The sequence below is a fragment of the Rhizobium sp. RHZ02 genome, from assembly GCF_014851575.1.
GTDB lineage: Bacteria > Pseudomonadota > Alphaproteobacteria > Rhizobiales > Rhizobiaceae > Rhizobium > Rhizobium altiplani.
In genome coordinates, this window is record NZ_JACUZX010000033.1 from 1 (window position 1) to 20,436 (window position 20,436).

The 20,436-nt window shown below is 58.2% G+C and carries 20 protein-coding genes and 1 pseudogene; 13 read left to right on the top strand and 8 right to left on the bottom strand.

The window, feature by feature from the left end; genetic code table 11:
* Positions 1–160 precede the first annotated feature (160 nt).
* A complete protein-coding gene (locus IB244_RS28340; RefSeq protein WP_192306430.1) occupies positions 161–1,078 on the top strand; it encodes an NADP-dependent oxidoreductase in 918 nt (305 codons plus the stop codon).
* Between the two features lie 271 nt (positions 1,079–1,349).
* On the opposite strand, the gene IB244_RS28345 is transcribed toward IB244_RS28340, so the two are convergent.
* Both IB244_RS28345 and IB244_RS28350 read right to left on the bottom strand, forming a co-directional pair.
* The gene (locus IB244_RS28345) at positions 1,350–1,631 is read right to left on the bottom strand and encodes a type II toxin-antitoxin system RelE/ParE family toxin (protein ID WP_312867277.1); all 282 of its coding nucleotides are present in this window, start codon (positions 1,629–1,631) and stop codon (positions 1,350–1,352) included.
* A complete protein-coding gene (locus IB244_RS28350; RefSeq protein ID WP_169682004.1) occupies positions 1,571–1,852 on the bottom strand; it encodes a CopG family ribbon-helix-helix protein in 282 nt (93 codons plus the stop codon). Before IB244_RS28350 ends, IB244_RS28345 begins: the two co-directional genes overlap by 61 nt.
* Positions 1,853–1,997: 145 nt before the next feature.
* Here IB244_RS28350 and IB244_RS28355 point away from each other — a divergent pair, with 145 nt between their 5' ends.
* Positions 1,998–4,904, top strand: coding sequence for a winged helix-turn-helix domain-containing protein (locus IB244_RS28355; RefSeq protein WP_312867278.1), 2,907 nt, complete (start codon positions 1,998–2,000; stop codon positions 4,902–4,904).
* Here the strand turns inward: IB244_RS28355 and IB244_RS28360 are convergent.
* Positions 4,861–6,102, bottom strand: coding sequence for an MFS transporter (locus IB244_RS28360; protein ID WP_246734749.1), 1,242 nt, complete (start codon positions 6,100–6,102; stop codon positions 4,861–4,863). The genes IB244_RS28355 and IB244_RS28360 overlap by 44 nt on opposite strands.
* Before the next feature lie 172 nt (positions 6,103–6,274).
* Between IB244_RS28360 and IB244_RS28365 the strand changes: the two genes are divergently transcribed.
* The 4 genes from IB244_RS28365 (at position 6,275) to IB244_RS28380 (ending at position 9,959) form a co-directional block, all read left to right on the top strand.
* On the top strand, positions 6,275–7,126 hold the full coding sequence (locus IB244_RS28365; RefSeq protein WP_192306432.1) for a VOC family protein: 852 nt from the start codon (positions 6,275–6,277) through the stop codon (positions 7,124–7,126).
* Positions 7,127–7,211: 85 nt separating this feature from the next.
* Positions 7,212–7,640 carry a putative quinol monooxygenase gene (locus tag IB244_RS28370; protein WP_025661424.1) on the top strand — a complete coding sequence of 143 codons (429 nt, stop codon included), beginning with the start codon at positions 7,212–7,214 and terminating at the stop codon, positions 7,638–7,640.
* 111 nt (positions 7,641–7,751) lie between these two features.
* Positions 7,752–8,471 (top strand): SDR family NAD(P)-dependent oxidoreductase, encoded by a 720-nt coding sequence (locus IB244_RS28375; protein ID WP_192306434.1) that lies wholly within the window; start codon positions 7,752–7,754, stop codon positions 8,469–8,471.
* A gap of 255 nt (positions 8,472–8,726) precedes the next feature.
* Entirely contained in the window at positions 8,727–9,959 is a 1,233-nt protein-coding gene (locus tag IB244_RS28380; protein ID WP_192306436.1) for an MFS transporter, read from the top strand.
* Between the two features lie 213 nt (positions 9,960–10,172).
* Here the strand turns inward: IB244_RS28380 and IB244_RS28385 are convergent, their stop codons facing one another.
* Entirely contained in the window at positions 10,173–11,396 is a 1,224-nt protein-coding gene (locus tag IB244_RS28385) for an ATP-binding protein (RefSeq protein WP_192306438.1), read from the bottom strand.
* Positions 11,397–11,505: 109 nt separating this feature from the next.
* Positions 11,506–11,802, bottom strand: a pseudogene (locus IB244_RS28390) (LLM class flavin-dependent oxidoreductase); the annotation flags it as partial.
* A 151-nt stretch (positions 11,803–11,953) separates the two neighbouring features.
* Here IB244_RS28390 and IB244_RS28395 point away from each other — a divergent pair.
* Positions 11,954–12,976, top strand: coding sequence for an NADP-dependent oxidoreductase (locus IB244_RS28395; RefSeq protein WP_192306442.1), 1,023 nt, complete (start codon positions 11,954–11,956; stop codon positions 12,974–12,976).
* Between the two features lie 34 nt (positions 12,977–13,010).
* On the opposite strand, the gene IB244_RS28400 is transcribed toward IB244_RS28395, so the two are convergent.
* Positions 13,011–13,298, bottom strand: coding sequence for a hypothetical protein (locus tag IB244_RS28400; RefSeq protein WP_192306444.1), 288 nt, complete (start codon positions 13,296–13,298; stop codon positions 13,011–13,013).
* Positions 13,299–14,058: 760 nt separating this feature from the next.
* On the opposite strand from IB244_RS28400, the gene IB244_RS28405 reads away from it, so the two are divergent.
* From IB244_RS28405 to IB244_RS28430, 6 genes are all read left to right on the top strand, one after another.
* Positions 14,059–14,391: a hypothetical protein gene (locus IB244_RS28405; RefSeq protein ID WP_112648199.1), complete on the top strand. Its 333-nt coding sequence runs from the start codon at positions 14,059–14,061 to the stop codon at positions 14,389–14,391.
* Positions 14,392–15,018: 627 nt separating this feature from the next.
* The gene (locus IB244_RS28410; RefSeq protein WP_026372033.1) at positions 15,019–16,920 is read left to right on the top strand and encodes a potassium transporter Kup; all 1,902 of its coding nucleotides are present in this window, start codon (positions 15,019–15,021) and stop codon (positions 16,918–16,920) included.
* An 85-nt stretch (positions 16,921–17,005) separates the two neighbouring features.
* Entirely contained in the window at positions 17,006–17,476 is a 471-nt protein-coding gene (locus tag IB244_RS28415) for an HD domain-containing protein (RefSeq protein ID WP_083929902.1), read from the top strand.
* Between the two features lie 194 nt (positions 17,477–17,670).
* Complete coding sequence (locus IB244_RS28420) at positions 17,671–17,985, top strand: ArsR/SmtB family transcription factor (RefSeq protein WP_018859114.1); 315 nt, start codon at positions 17,671–17,673, stop codon at positions 17,983–17,985.
* On the top strand, positions 17,982–18,353 hold the full coding sequence (locus IB244_RS28425) for an SRPBCC domain-containing protein (protein ID WP_192306445.1): 372 nt from the start codon (positions 17,982–17,984) through the stop codon (positions 18,351–18,353). The genes IB244_RS28420 and IB244_RS28425 overlap by 4 nt, the downstream gene beginning before the upstream one ends.
* A gap of 43 nt (positions 18,354–18,396) precedes the next feature.
* Positions 18,397–19,020 carry an ATP-dependent Clp protease proteolytic subunit gene (locus IB244_RS28430; RefSeq protein ID WP_169681990.1) on the top strand — a complete coding sequence of 208 codons (624 nt, stop codon included), beginning with the start codon at positions 18,397–18,399 and terminating at the stop codon, positions 19,018–19,020.
* Between the two features lie 402 nt (positions 19,021–19,422).
* On the opposite strand, the gene IB244_RS28435 is transcribed toward IB244_RS28430, so the two are convergent.
* Positions 19,423–19,710 (bottom strand): MurR/RpiR family transcriptional regulator, encoded by a 288-nt coding sequence (locus IB244_RS28435; RefSeq protein ID WP_312867279.1) that lies wholly within the window; start codon positions 19,708–19,710, stop codon positions 19,423–19,425.
* A 33-nt stretch (positions 19,711–19,743) separates the two neighbouring features.
* On the bottom strand, positions 19,744–20,379 hold the full coding sequence (locus tag IB244_RS28440; RefSeq protein ID WP_192306447.1) for a dual specificity protein phosphatase family protein: 636 nt from the start codon (positions 20,377–20,379) through the stop codon (positions 19,744–19,746).
* Positions 20,380–20,436: the final 57 nt, after the last annotated feature.

Below are 20,436 nucleotides of genomic sequence, written 5' to 3' on the forward strand. Positions count from 1 at the left end.
CCGCAAGGAGCTTCGACGCAATATCGAATGCCCTCAGTGACATCTGCGCACTGTTCTCCGTTGAGGAATGTCGAAACTACTTCAAGGCCGCAGGGTATGAGGCGATTTAGATGCGACAAGCTTTAGTCTGAAGCAACAAATGTCTGAGGAGATTAATCCCATGAAAACGATCATAGTAACTGATCAAGCCGCGGGAACGGCCGGCATGAAGCTGGTGGAGCGGCCCGAGCCGCAGGCGGCGATAAACGACGTCATCGTTGAGGTTCATGCGGCGGGATTCGTCCCGACAGAACTGACCTGGCCCTCGACCTGGGTCGACCGGGGTGGCCGCGAGCGAACACCATCGGTCCCGGGGCATGAGCTGGCCGGGGTGGTCACTGCTCTGGGCTATGGTACGACCGGACTGTCGGTGGGGCAGCGGGTGTTCGGCCTCACGGATTGGTATCGCGACGGGACCTTAGGGGAATACGTGGCTGTCGAGGCGCGCAACCTCGCGCCGCTGCCAGGCGAAGTCGATTTCGCGGTGGGCGCGAGCTTGCCAATCTCGGGCCTGACCGCATGGCAGGGATTGTTTCAGCACGGCCGCCTTCAGGCTGGCCAGAGCATCCTCGTACACGGTGCCGCCGGCGCAGTCGGCTCGATTGCAGTGCAGCTAGCGCGCGACTTTGGTGCTTATGTTATTGGCACCGGACGCTCCGCCGACCGTCAGAAGGCTCTCGAATTCGGGGCCCAAGAGTTCGTGGATCTTCAAAATGATGTGCTCGAAGACGTCGGTGGCGTCGATCTGGTGTATGATGTCATTGGCGGCGATATTGGAAAGCGTTCTGCGGGCCTCATACGCGCCGGAGGAACGCTGGTGTCCATTGTTGGGCCAGTCGAGGCGCGGCCCGCCGACGGTCTGGCAATCGACTTCGTCGTTGAATCCAATCGTGCCCAGCTGGACGAAATCGTTCAGCGGGTACGGGACGGACGCCTACGGACGAACATCGGCAACATCTCTACACTCGATAGCGCTATTGCCACCTTTAACTCGACCGAGCGGCGCACTGGGAAGACGATCATCCGCATTCGTCCATGATCGGTATCGATACAATACATCGATCGGCCTGATAGCAAGCGCGGTCCTCGACCTGATCCTTTTCGGCCGGCGCAACAACTCCGGCCGACACACGCTAGCGAGATTTCCAGGGCCGTCCACGGGCGGCCACTGTCCACTTGATGAGCATCGGACCGGCTACCCGCTTTGTCGCACAAAGGTTTTAGCTGCACGAGCGGAACACCGATCGCTACAATGCCATCAGAAGCCAACCTCTTTCTGATGGCGCAGGGCGAGGACCGTCAAATAATTCTCATCGATACGGTAGCGTGCAATCCGCTGTCACCGAATTCCATGAGCCATTCCCGATACTGATCGGGCAGATCTTCAATGAGCGACCCATGTAGGGATGCGCGCCAAGCGCCCGTAGACCTTGGAGAATAAATTCGCCCGCTCGCTTGGCCGCTAACGGGGTCTTCCGTCGCAAGAACTCCCGAAGTCTCTCGAGATCACGAACGGAGGCCGGAAAGAAGATTATTTGTGGCATCCGGGCGCAGCGCGCTGCTCGTCGTCGGCTCCCCACGTCGAAAGCCATTTTTCGACCTCATCGGTTGTCACATGCAGGCCGGTCGCCTGAAATTCATCCCAGGCCTTCAGGGTCTCACTCCGCAGCGCCTCCCGCTTCTCTTCACGTTCCACGTATTGCTCAATCGCTTCGCGCATGATCCAGTGGGACGAACGGCGACGGACTTCGGCCAAGTGTTGGACGCGGCCCTTTAACTCGCCATCGAGCTTCAGCGAGGTAGGTGATGCCATGTCAGCTCCTTAGTCAAAGGTAATACCCGTCGCTACTATAGGTTGCCTCGCTGCTCCTGTCTATAATCTCGTGGCAGGAGTGATTTCGTGAAACGATCGTCCCCGTATTGAAAAGCTTTGCATTTTTTCGCCCGGAGCTTTGGCCGTGCCTTCTTATTCCTTTGGTCCATATGTGCTTGTACCGGAACGCCAGTCGCTGATGCGGGATCAGACGGCCGTCCGTATCGGTAGCCGCGCTCTGGAAATTTTGGTGGCTCTGATTGAGCGACCTGGTGAACCGGTGAGCAAGGCTGAGCTGGTGTCGCGGGCCTGGCCGGATACTTTCGTCGAGGAAAGCAATCTCAAGGTGAACGTTGCGGCACTTCGTCGGGTGCTTGGGGACGCCCCCGACGGCACGCAATACATAGCGACGGTGAGCGGCCGCGGCTATCAGTTCGTGTTTCCCGTGGATATTTCCGGGCACAGTGACGCCTCCGTTATCGCGACGTCTGCCCGCAAGCATAACCTGCCGGTTTCAGCGACCCGCTTGGTGGGAAGAGATCCTGCCATTGATGCGATCGGGCATGCCCTTGAGGGCTCACGCCTCGTGACGATCGTAGGCCCGGGCGGCGTTGGCAAGACGAGATTGGCGCTCGCAATCGCTGACCGACTGACCACAGCTTATGAGCATGGCGTCTGGTTCGTTGATCTGGCGACTGTGAACGATGCCACTCTCGTACCGTCGTCGATCGCCACGGCGATCGGATTGAGGGTTCACTCGGCAAATATCAAAGCTGCGATCGCCGCCTTCGCGGCCGACCGGGATTTCATGCTTGTCCTCGACAATTGTGAACATGTTGTCGAAGCGGTGGCTGCTTGCGCAGACGCGATTCTGGCTGCCGCAGCAAGGGTGCGAATTCTCGCGACAAGCCGAGAACCAATACGGGTTCTTGGAGAACAGATCCATCGCCTGCCGCCGCTCGAAACCCCACCGGAGGCGTCCGGACTTTCTGCAGCCGGGGCTTTGGCGTTCCCAGCCGTCGAGCTCTTTGTCGAACGCGCGGCTGGAAGTCGCAACGAGTTCAAGCTCAGCGACGAGAACGCACCAATCGTTGCCGAGATCTGCCGCAGGCTCGATGGTCTGGCACTCGCAATCGAACTTGCAGCGCCTCGACTGGAGGCATTCAGTACACGCGAACTCCTCGATATTCTTTCCGATCAATCTCATGTGTTGAGCGATAGGCGCGGCCGTGACTCTCGCCACCATACCTTGGCTGCGACGATGGACTGGAGCTACGGACTGCTCGTCGAGCCTGAACGCGTCCTGCTGCGACGCCTCTCGGTCTTTGCTGGAGCCTTTAGTCTTGAATCCGCTTGCGCCGTTGCGGTCGACAAAGGTCGCCCCCGCTCTGAATGCATTCACGCTGTCGCGAACCTCGTTGCGAAGTCGCTTGTCTCGACGGAGCGAGGAGAGTTCGGGACGCAGTACAGATTGCTCGATACGACACGCAGATATGCGCTGCAGAAACTTGCCGAAAGCGGCGAAAGCGACAGCATGCGTCAACGCCACGCCGAACATCTCCTCGAACTCGCCAAACGCGCTGAAGTCGAATGGAAAATTCGGCCGACCGCCGACTGGCTCGCCGAGTACGGGCGGAAGATGGATGATATCCGCAGTGCTTTGGGCTGGGCGTTCTCCGGGAACCGCAGCGGCGCAATCGGCGTAGCGCTCACGGTAGCGGCTCTTCCCTTCTGGGAGCATCTATCGCTCGTGGAAGAGTGTCGCGCGGGGGTGGAACATGCTCTTAGCAGTCGCTTTGCCAATTTCCGCAGTGCGGGCGACGAAATGAAGCTGCAATTTGCCTATGGAACCACGCTGCTTCATACGCGGGGGCCCCTCCCCGAGGTCAAGGCAGCCTGGACGGCAGCACTCGGTTGCGCCGAGTCACTCCGCGACACCGACTACGCGCTCAGATGTCTCTGGGGGTTGTGCGACTATTTCACATGGACGGGCGACCATCGCGCCGCTCTGGCGATGGCGGAGAAGATCCGAGAGCTGGCAACCGATCGCGGCGATCTCGACGCACGCAATAATGTCGGCAGGCAGGCGGGAACTGCCCTGCGTTACCTCGGTGAGCTTGCCGACGCACAGCATCACCTTGAACGCATGATAGCCAGATACATTCCTCCCGTGACTCGCTCGGACACTGCGCGGTTTCAATTGGACCCGCGATCTGCGGCGCGGGGCACCCTTGCAAACGTTACCTGGCTACAGGGACATCCCGACAAGGCGGTTGCCATGGCACAGCGTCAATTGGAAGAAGCGCGCGCCGCGCAACATGCCCTCGCGCTCTGCAACGCCGTGGTCCATACTGCCTGCCCTATCGCGCTGCTGACGGGAGACCTTGTTGCCGCTGAGCGCCTGCTTGTCGCCATCGAAGCTCATGTCGCCGAACACGCCATGACGGTTTGGAGTGCCATGGGCCGCTGCTTGCGCGCAGAGTGGCTCCTGCAAAGCGGCGACGCAGCTGGACTGGCAATCTTGAGAGGCGCGCTTGATGAGCTTCTCGCTGTGGACTTCCGCATGCGGTGCCCATTCTACATCGGCGTTTATGCTGCGGATCTGGGAAAATACGGAGACGTCGAAGCGGGGCGCATGGCAATCGACGAGGCCCTCTCACTTTCGGCTTCGACCGGCGAAATTTGGTGCATGCCTGAACTGTTGCGCATAAAGGCGGATTTGTTGGGCAAGGAGGGCGACCACCGGACGGACAAACCCGCCGAGGCGCTTTATGTGCAAGCAATCGATCTGGCACGCCGGCAGGGCGCACTGTCATGGGAGTTGCGCGCGGCGACGGCTCTGGCCGAGCACTGGCTTCGGACGGATCAAGACGTCAAGGCCGCAGGAGTTTTGGCGCCCGTCTACGGGCGCTTCAACGACGGGTTCGCAACCCGTGATCTTGCTAGAGCTCGCGAGCTCCTCAATGTTTTGAAGGACGTCGGCAGGAGGCGCGCGGCCGCCGTCCCTGTCACTCGGCGCGCAAAGCGTACTCAGTCTGCTCCCGAGCAGTAAGCGATCGCGTACGACCATCCAAAAGCAGAAGCACCGGAGCGATCGCCGCAATGACGGCAAAGATCGTGAAAGCCTCAAGGTAGTGGGTGCCTTCGGCCGCCATGATATGCAATGAGGCCGGTCCGAGGCCCGCGCCAAACGTCAAAGCCATGTAGTTGATGCCGAAGAGCTTACCGAAGCTGCGCATTCCGAAGCGCTTCGCCAGGAGATAACCGATCGCGTCACCTTCCGCTCCGGTGGCAAGGCCGAAAAAGACGGCACTGACATAGACTGGGATGAGACCCTCCGAGCTCAATAAAATGAGGTGACCGACAGCGGGTGACAAAAAGGCCAGGCTGGTCAATGGCACCGGCGGCAATCTGTCGAGCAACGCCCCATAGCCGAGGCGCATGGCGATGAAAGCGAGGCCCACAAGGCTCATGACAAAAGCTGCATTCGCCGGATCGGCCCCGCGATCCGCCAAAACGACAGGAAGTGAAATCGATCCGGCCGCAGCAGCGAAGTAATTGAAAAAGAAGGCGGCCAACATAAGCCAGAAGCTGGCGGTTTCCACCGCCTGGCGAACAGTGTGGCCCTCGCCCCCTGAACCCACGACCTCCCGACGTGCAGGTGGATCGCGAACAACGAAAAGCGCGACAGGTAGCGTAGCCGCCACGGACACCAGACCGGCAGCCACAAAGGCAAAGCGCCAGCCCCACACTGAAATCAGGAATGCGAGGAAGGGAGGAACCGTCGCGATCCCAAGTCCAACGAAGGCAAGCATGGCACCCAATGCGAGACCGCGTCGTGAGGAGAACCATCCGACGATCATATAGGTATAGGGCACGCCGGTCTGCGCGGCGCCCATGAGGCTCGCCACAACGACGGCCACGATGAATGTCTCCAGGCTATTTGGCGCGATTCCCACACCAACAAGGCCGATGGCCATCGACACGGATGAAACAACAAGCACCCGACGCGGACCGAACCGATCCGTTAGTGCACCCACTACGGGCGACATGAGACCGTTTACGATGGCTATGGGTGCGACCACGGCGGCCACCACTGTCCGATCCCACTGAGTATCCGCGGTGATCGGTACAATGAAAACGCTAAAGCCATAGATCAGCACGATCCCGATGCTGAAATACATCCCCACGCCTGCACCCAACACGATCGCAATCCGTCTGGTTCGCCCCGCCGTCCTGTCCATACCCATATGAGCCTTTGGTTGGTGCCGCTCTCGGAGACCGCAGTCCGCCCACAGGCGTCGATATCGTGCTGACGGGATTGCGGCTCGGTTCACCGAATTTCCCCGATCTTAACCAGCCTCGCAAGCGCATCCGCGTTAGAATTTTCGCAATCACCCCAACGAACCACGGGAGCTAACGATGCCGCGCACGCAAAAGACTTCTATCCAACCGGACGACCCGGATCGCCGAGCTGTTCTTTGCGCTGCGGGAGGCGTTGCTCTCGGCGGAATTGCCGCCGCCCTCGGCGGTAGCGCCACTGCCTTCGCGGAGGAAACGCCGGCAGCAACCCGCGCCACGGGTTCGCTAGGCGCCCGGCTCCAGGGTGTGCAGCATTTCGGCCTCACCGTACAGAACATGGAACGCGCTTATGAGTTCTACACGGCAGTGCTCGGCGGAACCGAAGTCTTCCGCCACGGCGATTTCCAAGGCGACGCGGTCCAGAACACGCTTTTGGCCGACCAGGAAATTCTCGCCAATCAACTCGGCGTAAATCCACGGACAATCGGCGTTCCCGATCTCAGAGGAGGCACCCAACGCCTCGACGTGCGGTTCATTCAGTTCGATAATGTCGTAATCGAACTGTTGCAGTATCGCGATGCCGACCAGCCGATGGGCGGCCCGAAGGCTTTCGCCGAACCGCTGGAGCACATGAGCCCGGCCTTCCCGCGAATGATGCACATCTGCTTCCATGTCGGAGACGATGTCGACTTCAACCAGTTCATCGCCGATCTCGAGGCGGAGTCCGCACGACGCGGAATGACGCAGGTACGAGCAAATCGCATCATTCGCGTTTCGACTGAAGTGGAGCGAAAGGCGGCTCCTTTGAGTGCTAACACCAACAAGGTGACTGTCGCGCCATCAGACGGATGGGAACTGATCTATTGCAAAGGCCCCGAGGGGGAACAACTGGAGTTTGTGAAGGCGCTCGGGCCGGTGAAAAAGCGGTTTGCCGACGCGCTGGCAGCGCATCTGCAACTCGCCGCGAAGTAGTCCCAAAACGCATCGACATCACGTCTCAAACCGGTCCTGGCTTTGTCAGCGGCCACTGCGATTGGGCGAGATAGGGAGATATGACATGATCAGAACATTGCGGCTGCAAACCTCGGCTATTCTGCTTGGTGGCCTGCTTGCGGGAACGGTTCTCCAAACGGAAGCGCTCGCACAGGAAGGTCCGGGACAGGGCTATGCCAAAATTGCCAGCGGAGCTTACTCGGTCGTTGCCGAGGTCCGTGCCAAACCGGGCAAGGAGACCGAACTGAGAGCCATCACGCTTCCACTCATCGACCTCGTGCGTAGCGATCCTGCAAACCTCGTCTACTTCCTGCAGGAGAGCCGAGAGACCCCCGGACACTTCATCTTCTACGAGATATTTGCCAACGAAACCGACTTCGAGGCACATAACGCAATGCCTTATGTGAAGGAGTGGTTTGCCAAGCTACCAGAACTCGCCGACGGGGGCGTGAAGGTGATGCGAATGCAAATTCTGGCGCCGGCCAGCGACTAGCAAGCCTGACAAGACCATACGTCGGCGAATGAAGGCAATCGCGGTGCGGGGAAAACACACCCGCCCCGTAGACGCCTCCGCCTACGAGACCGTCAGACCAGGAGTTGCTATATGAGACTCAAAGGCAAGGTTGCATTGGTCACGGGAGCCGCTGGTGGTATTGGCTTCGCCGTGGCGGAACTCTTCGATAACGAGGGCGCCATCGTCGTCGCGGGCGACATCAAGCCGCCCGAGCAACCATACCCCGAAGGGGTTGAAGCGGTGACACTTGATGTCACCAGCGAAGAGCAATGGGCAACCGTCGTTAGCGCGATCCTCCGGAAGCATGGCCGCCTGGACGTGCTGGTAAATAGCGCCGGCATTATCGCTTACGAACCCCTCGACAAGTTGGAAATGAAGGACTGGCTGAAGATGATCGCCGTCGACCAGACCGGCGTCTTCCTCGGCATGCGGGAAGCAGTTCGTGTCATGCGCAAGCAGCAGGCGGGTTCGATCGTCAACATCTCCTCGATATGGGGCAGTGCGGCAGTTGCAGGTGCGCATTCCTACCATGCCGCCAAAGGTGCTGTCCGCAACATGTCCAAAAACGCAGCGATAACGTTCGTATCCGACGGGATCAGGGTCAACTCCGTACATCCGGGCTTCATACATACGCCGCTCACGGACAAGCAAGCGCCAGCACTCAACGATGCCGTCATCGCCATGACTCCGATGAAACGCGGCGGCAAGCCGATCGAGATCGCATATGGCTGTCTCTACTTGGCTTCCGAAGAGGCAAGCTACGTGACCGGCATCGAATTGAATATCGACGGGGGTTATCTCGCCCAGTAGCGCGAGGGGAAATGAGGATCATAAAAGGCCCCTGTCCTGCAAGCCGCTCCGGGCGGTCGGCAATCGCGGCACCGCGTAGGATCGCTCACGAGACGGCTGCAGCACATCTTTTCGGAAGTAAGCGTCATTTAACAATCGTGATGCCTTCTCAGCAGTAAGGTTCTCGGTAGCGGCACCCTTGATCGGCTGCTGCAATTCCAAATGAAACAGACCGCGTCGAGACGAGGCAGTCACCTTAAATCAACGGAGGCCAAAATGCTCAGTAAAGCCTTTGAAGCCCAATGCGCCGCTGTAAACGTTCACTGTACTGACCAGCGACAACGGCAGAAAGCCGGCCTCACTCTCTTCGCTCTTGCGCTCGGAAGCTTCTGTATTGGCACATCCGAATTCGCGAGTATGGGAATTCTGCAGCTGTTCTCGGCGAGTTTGCAGATCGATCTGCCGGCCGCTACGAACGCGATAACAGCATACGCATTCGGTGTCGTGATCGGTGCACCCCTCGTCACGCTGGCCGCGGCTCATCTTAACCGCAGAACTTTGCTTCTGTTGCTTATGACTGTCTTCGTGTGCGGAAACATCCTCTCAGCCTTGGCGACAGGCCTCGGCACGCTTGCGGTGGCTCGCTTTATCAGTGGCGTGCCCCAAGGCGCCTACTTCGGGGCGGGTGCGGTCGTGGCATCATATATTGTCGGCCCGGGACATGGTGGGAAAGCGTTCGCCCTCGTGATGAGCGGCCTGACGATTGCCACGATCGTCGGATCACCACTCGCCACCTTCCTCGGCCAAAACCTGGGATGGAGGAATACCTACTTTGCCGTTGCAGCTCTCGGCGTGGCGTCCGCCGCTGCGTTGTGGCTATGGCTCCCCAGGGCGAATGCCTTGAATGGCGGTTCAATCGTCCGAGAGCTAAGTTCGCTCGGCAAACCGGCGGTCTGGTGGATGATGCTGGTGGCAGCGCTTGGCGTATCGAGCATCTTTGCCGTCTATACTTTCATCGGCCCTTTCGTGACCGATGTCGTTTCGATGAGCCCGGGATGGATCCCGATCGCTCTCGCCCTGTTCGGGATCGGCATGACGGCAGGAAACCTTCTTGGCGGCAGAATTGCTGACCTGCACCCGGCACGCGGCATCGTGGTGGGCTTCGGGAGCGCCGTCATCGTACTCGCGATCGTTGCCAGCTTCGGCTCCAACGCCCCCACGCTTTTCGTCGGGCTTTTCTGCGTCGGGGCAACCATGATGACAGCAATACCCACGATCCAGGTCCGCCTTACGCGACTTGCGCCGGAAGCCCCAACTTTGATGGGTGCCATGAACCTGGCCGCTCTCAACGTCGCAAATGCCATCGGCGCCTGGGCGGGCGGGCTGGCCATCGGCAGCGGCCTGGGTTTGCTCTCTGCGGTATGGGCAGGGTTTTGCCTCACCCTTCTGGGACTTGGCGCATTCGCACTTGTCCTGCGCGGCAGTCCGCGCATGGCTCCCGCGCAATGAGCAGTGACATTCAAGCAAGCACAAGGCTCGTCAGCAGCACCCACGACGAGCATGAGTGCCATCGTCTACCCCTTGGTGTTGGATTTTCGTTGCCCTGGTGAGTAGATCTCCGTGAACCGCTCTCCTGTCGCGTGGACCGACCCCCATAGTTATCGAAACCTCGGAAGTCTCAAGAATGATCGGGGCTAAAGACTGAAGCGACATTCTCACGCGCTAACGCCACAAGGCCGATATTGGAACAGCGGACAAACGTTCTCCGAAAGGGATCACCTTCTGGTGGTCATACAAGACCATGCCCGAAACAAACCGTTCTCCGGATGCTTCGGCCAGAATTCGCAATCCCGAAAAATCGGAATTCGAGACGGATGCTGACGCTTTTATCCCGATACCGACGATCCGCCCTCTTGTATCTTCGATGACGACATCGACTTCGTTCTGCTGCTTGTCACGAAAATGCGAAAACTCGAGGCGGGTTTGCGCGCCGCTGGCGAGTTTAAGGATCTCTCCAAAAACGAAAGTCTCCAGCAACGCCCCGAACTGACCCCTGTCGTCGCGAAGGCGGTCGAGAGAGAGGTCTCGAAGGGATGCGAGAAGGCCGGAATCGAGGAAATGTATTTTCGGTGTCTTCGTCAGACGTTTCAGTTTGTTGGAAAACCAGGGTTGTACGGTTCGAGCGAGGAAAAGGCTCTCGAAGATGCCGACATATTTTTGCGTTGTGATGTGGTTCATCCCAATGGCCGCGCCAGTTCTGGAATAGTTCACGAGCTGTCCCGAATGCTCTGCCAGAATGCGTAGCAGGCGCGGCATTTGAGCGATCTGCTCGATTTGCGCGACATCGCGAACGTCGCGTTGAACGATCGCCTGGACATAATCCGCATACCAGTCCTGTCTGCGGCTCAAGGTTTTGCGGCCCAGTGCCTCGGGATATCCACCGGCCAAAACTGCAGCCATAAGGTCGTCTCCGAAGATTGGCTCTCCGGCCTTGGCTTCGTTTCGAAAGGCGTCGCGCAGGAAGCTGCTGCCAGCGGTTCTGATCTCGCTTTGCGCAAGCGGCAGCAATCGAACGACCTCCATGCGCCCTGCGAGCGAGTCTGCCACGCGTGGCAACGTCATGAGATTGGCTGAACCGGTCAGAAGGAAACGCCCTGGGCGCTGGTCGGTATCCACGCTTTCCTTGATGGCCAACAACAGCTCGGGCGCGCGCTGAATTTCATCGATGATGGCGCGATCCATACCTCTTACAAAACCAACTGGATCCTGTCGCGCTGCGTCCAGGGTCGTTGCATTGTCCAGCGTGTAATACTCCATCCCCTCGTTGGCCATCTTCTTGGCCAACGTCGTTTTTCCTGATTGTCTGGGACCGACGATCAGTACGACTCGCGTGTCTGACATGGCGTCGGCAATGCGTTGCTCAACGAGCCTTGGGTACAGCGCCACAGCTTCATTCCTTTGATGACTGTTTGAAATTAGGGCTATGACCGATTGAAAGTCAAGGAATGACCATTTGAAATCTGCATGGCGACTGATTGAAAGGATAGGCGCTCGACGCAGGCGAGGACAGGACGTTAAAAGTCTCGGCGACCTTGTAGGCGCTATAGTGTTGCAGCATCACGCCGCCCGAGCCGATACGGATCGAGCACGTGCGTGCAAGTAGATAGGCGATCAGCGCCTCGGGTGCGGAACTCGCCAGGTTGGTCATGCTATGATGCTCGGCGACCCAGAAGCGGTGACAACCGAATTCCTCGACCGCAATGGCCAGCTTGACGGCCGCCACAAGCGCATCCGCCGCGGTCGCACCAGCTTCGACCGGGGCCTTGTCCAGCAAGCTGAGAAGATAGGTCATCACATCGGCTCACAAATAAGTAGATATTTAGCTCGATAGGAAACCGCTTTCTCTTTGGAGTTGAAAGAAAGGAAAAAAGCACCGTGCGGCTGAGGTGGGATGACGCTACCGTCAGGCAGGTATGAACGATCTTGATTATGGAGTGAATTCGATGCCCGAAGCCTTGGAGAATGTAAGGGTAACGCTGGCATCAAGGCCCAAAGGGCTGCCGTCGCCTGAGAACTTCCGAACCGAGCGCGGCCCCCTGCCGACGGCCGCAGAAGGTGAGGTCCTTCTGCAGGTTCTTTATCTATCACTCGATCCCTATATGCGCGGACGCATGGATGACGCGAAATCTTATGCTCCACCCGTTGCTATCGGCGGGGTCATGGAAGGCGGCACGGTTGCCCGCGTCATCGGCAGCCGCAACAGCAATTTTGCGCCGGGCGACATCGTCCTGTCCCATTCGGGCTGGCAGACCTACGCTACATCGAGCGGCGACGGGCTGAGAAGGCTTGACGCCACGCAGGCACCCCTGACCGCGGCGCTCGGCGTGCTCGGCATGCCAGGCTTCACCGCCTATGCCGGACTTCGCAATATCGGCAGGCCAAAGCCCGGCGAGACCGTTGTTGTCGCCGCAGCAAGCGGCGCCGTCGGATCGGTTGTCGGCCAGATTGCGAAAATTGAAGGTGCAAGGGCTGTCGGCATTGCCGGCGGCCCTGAGAAATGCGCATTCGTCCGCGACGAACTAGGCTTCGATGTTGCAATCGATCACCGCGCCAAGGATTTCAACGCCCAACTCGCGTTAGCCTGCCCCGATGGGATTGACGTCTATTTCGAGAATGTCGGCGGCCCCGTTGCCGAAGCGGTCTTTCCTCTTCTCAATGATTTCGCACGCATACCCGTCTGTGGCCTGATTGCCCACTATAACAACGAACCGGCAGAAGGCGTCGATCGCCTTCCCGGCTTCATGCGAGCCGTGCTTCGCAAGAGCCTGACGGTGCGTGGCTTCATTCAGCGCGAATTCGCGGACCAGCGGCCCGATTTTCTGAGCGAAGCGTCGGCATGGCTGGCCGACGGCCGCCTGAAATTCCGCGAGGACATCGTCGATGGCCTGGAGAATGCCCCCGAGGCCTTCATCGGCCTGCTGCAGGGCAAGAATTTCGGTAAGCTGATTGTACGTGTCAGCGAATAACATCAAAAGTAGAGATGCCCACTTGGCCCGGCGGCTAGCGGAATGCCTGCAAGACTGCCGAGGCCGATCGGAACGACTGCAAACAGCCCGGGGCGCTGGAACGATCACCGACCGGCACAAGCCCGTTTTCACCGACGACGATGCCAAATTCCAGTTCATCCGCGGGGCAGCCCGGAAGCGACCCGTGAATTAAGCAGAGTATCGCTCCCGCCCCCTGCAGCCGGCAATCGATGATGAAATCAGCGGTGGTGAACAACATACCCTCTACATGGCTGTTCACCGTCGTGACTATGCGGTGAACTTTATGAGTGGAGACCGTCATAAAGGCATCGCATGCGCTTTGGGCGCCAAACCTCCAGACTTCATCATGTGGTGGGCGTCGTTTTCCGTCTGCCTTCCTTCGAAGCACTGCGCCATTACTTCTCGGCCTTGAACCGAAAGGATCGGAACCAACGACCCTGTTACTGCAAATTCCCTCTGTGGCAGATTCGTAGGCGAGCCAGGGACTTGGCCTAGCGGCGGTGTGTCTATTGGATACTTGCCTCTGACCACCTCTGGCGGGCGCGTTCCACGATTTCACCTTCAGAACGTGCCCCTTCCTGAAACAAGGCGATCACCATAGCAGCGACCTCGACCCTTGCCCTGCGGTCGCGCTCAATTCCGTTCTCGCGACAGATGCTCTTTAGAGCATGCTTGATGAATGAGAAGTCCAGGTAATATGGAGGAATGTTGCGGGCGTCGAATGGCGCACCTCGCAGAAGGATGCTGCTCTGAACCGGAGCGGCTGCTCCGAGGTATTCTTTGTTCACAGCCGTCTTTCGCAAATCAGCCTCCGTGTCATTCGATAGAGCCGTTAACTGCTAAGATCGAATAAGCGTAGCAGATTTAGTCTTTGCTAATAAATCGCGTGACCGACGTTATCTACAGTTTTTTGGGAGGGGCCGGCTGATTGGCAGTGGGCGGTGCTTGGGGACGTCAAGCCCGCGGGTCTTCGGCAGCAAGCGGTCGTCTAAGCACAGCCTTGCTCAACGATACTGGGTTCTACTAACGTTGCGCGGTATGTATGCCAGGGAGAAATCATCATGCGCCTGACAATAGCAATCAGCCTCGTAGTCTTGGTGCCCTTGGCCGCGTTCGCCAAATCGCCATCCGATATCGCCGACCTCGTGGGCTCGCGAGCCGCTGGCGCCGAGAGCGAAATGCAGGCGCGGGGCTATGTTGACGTGGGCGGCAACAATACCTGGTGGAACGCCGACAAGAAGCAGTGCGTCAAGGTTCGCGTCTCTCAGGGGCGTTATGCATCGATATCGCAGATTAAGGCATCGTCATGCGGCCAGAAGGCCACAGGCGCCGTGAAATGCCCGCCCGATCTGTCCCAAGCCGACCTCTACAAATATCCCGGTTGCAGCCTGTAGCGCGTGGCGGACTCTAGGAGTCTGGAGTTCAGGTCATGCGCAAATGGGAGTGGACTCTGAACAACGTTGGGACGCTGATTGCGGGACGCGATATACGATGGTTAACACTCCCTGCGAGCTCGCATCGACCGAGTGGCGATGCCGCGAACCGGAATGGCTTTGCAGCGCACGCGAATGAGAGCTGCGCACTGGTGCATTCCAAGGACCAGTGAAACCAGGAGGTCCTGCCCGATTTCGGTTGAGTGTAGCGTCGGAATTGAACCGGCGTCACGCGATCAACCCAACTTAAGTCCCTGAAAATCAAACATTCTGGCGTAGGTTCTGTGCAATATCGCGAACCTCTGTGGTAAGGTATCGCGCAATCCTGGCAGGCGCAGCGTCAGGAGAACGAGTTTATTGGTACCATGGCGACCGGGCTTTGACGTTCTCGCGCGTGCCGCGAGTTAACGCTCCGAGCATTTGGTAGGGCTTGGACCGCAAGACAAGCACGATTCTGCGCCGGTCGGAGAAAATGACGGATCAAACAGCGGTGTGGTTCACCCCTTCGAACCAATCGAACTGTCGGACGTTCAACGAGATCATTAGCCGTAACCTCGAAAAGATACTCACTCCCATCAGGACTGCCCGGTGACCTATCCGCAACTCCGATCCGAAGACCCGGAACTGGCGATTGAGACACGAAGCGGGTTACCCGCTTTGGTTTTGGCAGCGCTTGGTGTCGTTTACGGCGATATCGGGACCAGTCCGCTCTATGCGTTTCGCGAGGCTCTGCATGCGACAGCAGGATCGGGATCGCACCGGGAGAACGTGCTCGGCATTCTTTCGCTGATTGTATGGGCTCTGACGATCGTCGTCACGGTGAAGTACGTAACGTTCGTTCTGAGGGCCGACAATCGAGGCGAAGGCGGGACGCTCTCCTTAATGACGCTTGCACGCCAGAGTTTCGCTGGGAAGCCGGCATGGATCCTCGTTCTGGGCGTCGCAGGCGCTTCCCTGTTTCTCGGCGACGCGATCATAACGCCTGCAATCTCCGTGTTGTCCGCCGTCGAAGGAATCCAGGTCGTCGCCCCTGGGCTCTCCGGATGGATCGTGCCGATCACCGTCACCATCATTGCTGTGCTGTTCTTCGTACAGCGCTTCGGGACAGGCGGGGTTGCATCGGTGTTCGGCCCCATCATGGCAGTCTGGTTTCTAATTCTCGGAATAAGTGGCGGCATCCATATTCTCGACGACTTAGAAATCTTTAGCGCCATCAACCCGCTTCATGGCATTCTATATGCCTCGAGCAATGTCGGGCACGCGATCGCCGTCCTAGGAGCAGTGTTTCTTGCGGTCACAGGGGCGGAGGCGCTCTATGTGGACCTGGGCCATTTCGGCCGACGGCCGATCGTGACGGCATGGTTTTTTCTCGTCTTCCCCTGCCTGCTTCTGAACTACTTCGGACAGGGTGCGTTCGTGCTTGCAAACCCGGATATGACGAAGCATCCCTTTTTTGACATGCATCCGGAATGGGCGCGGGTGCCGATCGTGTGTATGGCAACCGCGGCCACGGTCATTGCGAGCCAAGCAGTTATCTCGGGGGCATATTCCCTTGTTCGTCAGGCAATGCACCTCAATGTGCTACCGCGTCTCCAGATCCTGCACACCTCGGAAACACACTCCGGTCAGATCTTCATGCCGCAAGTGAACGCGTTCCTTTTCGTATTCGTCGTAGCACTCGTTCTGTATTTCAGGAGTTCGAGCGGACTTTCTGCCGCATACGGTATCGCGGTTACCGGCGAGATGCTCATCACCAGCGTGCTGCTCTTCGTCGTGATGAAGCACATCTGGAAATGGACGACCGCGACCACTGCAGCCGTCATCGTCCCGCTCTTTCTCATTGACGCCGGGTTCTTCGTCGCAAATATCGCCAAGTTTCCTGAGGGAGGATGGGTTCCGGTCACCGTGGCATGCACCATGGGCCTTATCATGCAGACGTGGATGGCGGGACGCCGACTGTTGGCCGCCCGCACACGTGCCGATGAAGTTCCGCTCGAGGGTATCATCCACAGGCTTGCCAAGCGGCCGCCTCCCACTGTGCACGGAACGGCCGTCTTTCTGACGAGCGACGTCGAAGGCGCGCCCACGGCGTTGCTGCACAGCCTGAAGCACTACAAGGTCCTCCATGAGCACAATGTCATCCTCAGCGTCGTCACCGCGACGGAGCCGTTCGTGCCTGACGAGGAGAAGATCTTTCTCGAGAGTTTCAGTCCTCTGTTCAGCCGACTGGTGATTACGTTCGGATACATGGAGACGCCGAACATTCCGCGCGCCTTGGTGCTTGTGCGTAAGCTCGGACTGAAGTTCGATATCATGTCGACGTCGTTCTTCCTGTCACGCCGGACCATCCTTCCTTCGAAGAAGGGCGGAATGCCCTTCTGGCAGGATCGGCTGTTCATCGTTCTCGCGCAGAACGCAGGCAATGCCACCGATTACTTCGGCCTTCCCAGTGGCAGAGTAGTGGAACTCGGGCTTCAAACTGTCATCTGACTGTTTGTTGACTGCGACGATGTCGGCGCCTGCTGGCGGAACCGCGAAGACAGCCGTTGCGTTTTCGCTGCGGAGGACGTGCTCGATGTCAAAACATGGCGAGATTTCAAAAGACGAGGTATCTGAACTCGAGTTGGCGCAACAGGTTTCGTCCGAAGCTCACGAGGGGCAGATGGACAAGACCGGCAATCCGTACATCAGCCACTGCAAGCGAGTGGCTGATCGCGTCGAAGGTGCAAAAGAAAAGACAGTCGCATTCCTTCACGATATCGTGGAGAAGTGCGACGGGTGGAACCTCGAACGTCTTCAACAATTGGGCTTCAGCAATGGCGTCATTGATGCGGTGAACGCTCTGACCCGCCGCAAGGACGAAACCGACGATCAGTTTGTTATTCGAGCAGTCGAAAACAAGATCGCCTGCCCTGTAAAGATCGCCGATCTCCAAGACAATTTGCAGCAGGCCAACGTGGTAGGATCAGATCCCGTGAAATACAAACGAGGCTTGGAGCTTGTCGCAATGATACAGGCGGATCCAAATTTGACAGGTTTGACTTGAAGGAGTGTCCCTTCCTCCTGTCCATCATAACGAATCCCCCCGGCTACACAGTTGTTCATTTGGCCCGCCGCTCAGGAATCTCATGCGTTTGAGTATCGTCACTCGGCATGGACCAGACAGGCAAGCCTGCCATAAAACTGCAAACTGCTCCAGGCAGGCTTGCGAATCGCATAAGTGTGTGCTTATGTGTAATCATGATCGAACATGATATTTTCCGTGCTCTGGCGGATCCGACCCGCCGCACGATTTTCGAAAAGCTCGCGAACGGCAGCATGAACGCCACTACGCTGCGCCAGGGCATGGATATCAGCCAGCCGGCGATGTCCCAACATCTCGCGGTCTTGCGAGCGGCAAGGCTGGTGCGTGAACAAAAGGAGGGCCGCTTCGTGAACTATGAAGTCGATCCCGACGGGCTGGCCCTTATCGCGCAATGGCTGGCGAAATACCGCGCCTACTGGCCGGCTCGCATCGACGCTCTCAAGCTCTTGCTGAAGGATATGGATCAATGAACGACGTGAAGGCCAAGGTGCAGGCGAAGGTGCCGGAAAGCGGTTTCGAGCAGAGATACGAACTGGACGCGTCGCCGGAGAAAGTCTGGCAGGCGATCAGCATCGCGGAATTCCGGGAGAAGTGGCTGCCGAAGGAGGCGCTTGCCGAGCCACAGTCGCTCTCTGAAACGCCGGGCAAGGAAATCCGCTACAAAATGCGCGACGATACCCCGCCCCATCTCGAAAGCACCGTCACCTTCACGATCGCCCCGAATGGATCGGGCGGAACCAGCCTGCGGATCCTCCACGAGCTGACCGGCGCGACCTTCGAGCGGCTGGCGAAAACGGTCGCCAACGGCAACAGCCCGCCCCTCATGCTCGCCGCCTGACGCGGCAAGCCCCCGAAAAATCTCGAATGATTGGAGTTCGCCGATGCGCGAAGCAATGCAACTCGTCCCTATGGTCGTCGAACAATCCAGCAGAGGAGAGCGGTCTTTCGACATCTATTCCCGTCTGCTTCGTGAGCGGATCATCTTCCTCAACGGGGAGGTGAACGACACGGTCTCGGCGCTTGTCTGCGCACAATTGCTGTTTCTCGAAGCCGAAAGCCCCAAAAGGCCAATCCATCTCTACATCAATTCGCCAGGTGGCGTCGTAACCAGCGGTCTCGCGATGTACGATACGATGCGTTACATTCACGCCCCTGTGCACACGCTGTGCATGGGAACCGCCCGCTCGATGGGCTCGTTCCTTTTGATGTCCGGCCAGCCGGGCGAACGCACTGCGCTTCCCAATGCCAGCATTCATATTCATCAGCCGCTAGGCGGATTCCAAGGACAGGCATCGGACATGCTGATCCATGCCGAGGAAATGCAGAAGACAAAGCATCGCATGACAAGGCTTTATGCCGAGCATTGCGGCCGTACCTACGAAGAATTCGAGCAAGCGATGGATCGCGACCGCTTCATGACGGCGGAAGAGGCATTGGAATGGGGCCTTATCGACCGCATCCTGCAGGTTCGGGCAGTTGCCCCCGACCACATCGACGCCACTTGAAACAAGCCCGGCGCAATCCGGGGGCACCGCTACTTCGCGAACGCACCTCATGCGCAGGTTTCGATCGAGCCTTTTGCATTCACAGGTCATGAGATTCCACGTGACATGGCGTCAGCCTGGCCCAGTGAGAGCCTGCTATCCCTCCGGGCTCTGCGCAACTTAGTGATCCACGTATTGCGCTCATCAAGGGCGATGACAAGATAAGATTTGCGTCCTGCATTCTCGAACCAACACTCTTGTTGCAATTTGGTTGTGGGATAGGAATTTTGAAGCTGGCTCTTGGAGTGTCCTTGAGTTTTCGGGACGCTGTGGAGTGCCGGTGTGACACCTGGATGGCTGGCCGTGGCGATGTGTCCAATCCTGGCACTCGTTGTGTGGGGCGTATCGCTCCGGACTAAAGCATTATTTTTCTTTATGCCTTGACCGGACATGTCGAATGAACATCATCCGGAAATCGGCAAATCCGTCAAAACCGGCGGCTTGAGCAGCTCGAAAGACGGTGGTGTTTGCGACTGCACATTCCCGTGCCACCGATTGCAGCGTTCCAAAGGCGATAGCCTCTGGCCTGTCGAGAGCAAGCCTTGCCACCCGTTCCGACCGGTCCGGAAAGACGAGCAGGCGCGTAGCAATCATCTGCCTGAATGCCTCGAGATCTTTTGGGGCACAGAGCCGACTTTGTGCCCTAACCATATGCTGACAACATTTTTGGTTGCGATCCTTGTTTCAATTCGATGCCTGCGACGACGCCGTTTCGATCATCTTGATCCAGCCGGCTGCGCGCTCCGCTGCCTCGGCAAGCACCGGCTTCGGCGCCTTGTAGTATTCTTCGACGGGAAGCTCACGGCGCAACCGAACGAAGACGATCGCGTCCTTTAGCGTCGGAAATTGCGACGGCAATGTCAGGTGCAGAAATAGCGAGACGACCGCGACCGAACGTGACCGGCCGCCACGGCAGTTGATGAGGACACTGCCTTTCTCTCGTCGCGGATAGGACGGCTTGTCAGGCAACACCTGCTCGAGTGCAGCACGCAAGATATAATGAGCGGCGACCATTTGCGTATCCGGATTCCCAGCCCCGTCGATCAACCCGATCTTGTAGTAGCGGATTTCGCCCGGCCCGTAGATGCTTCCCTGATGATCCGAAACAAGGTTGGACTTCTCGACAAAATTGAAGTCTAGATTAACGGCGCAATTGACGACGGTCGTGATCCCCCTGCTTCTCAAAAGTTCAAGATCGCTCGCTCCTTCTTTCCCGGAAATGAAAAGGTCTACGCCATAGAGTGGGTGGGCTTCGTATATTAGACTGAGCTTTGGAAGGGTATCCGCGGCTGCTTCACTGGTGCGTTCGGTTAGGGTCATTTTTTCTCCATTTGACCGCTGGATGTTTGAACCTGCGCCTGGAAAACGGGCAACCCC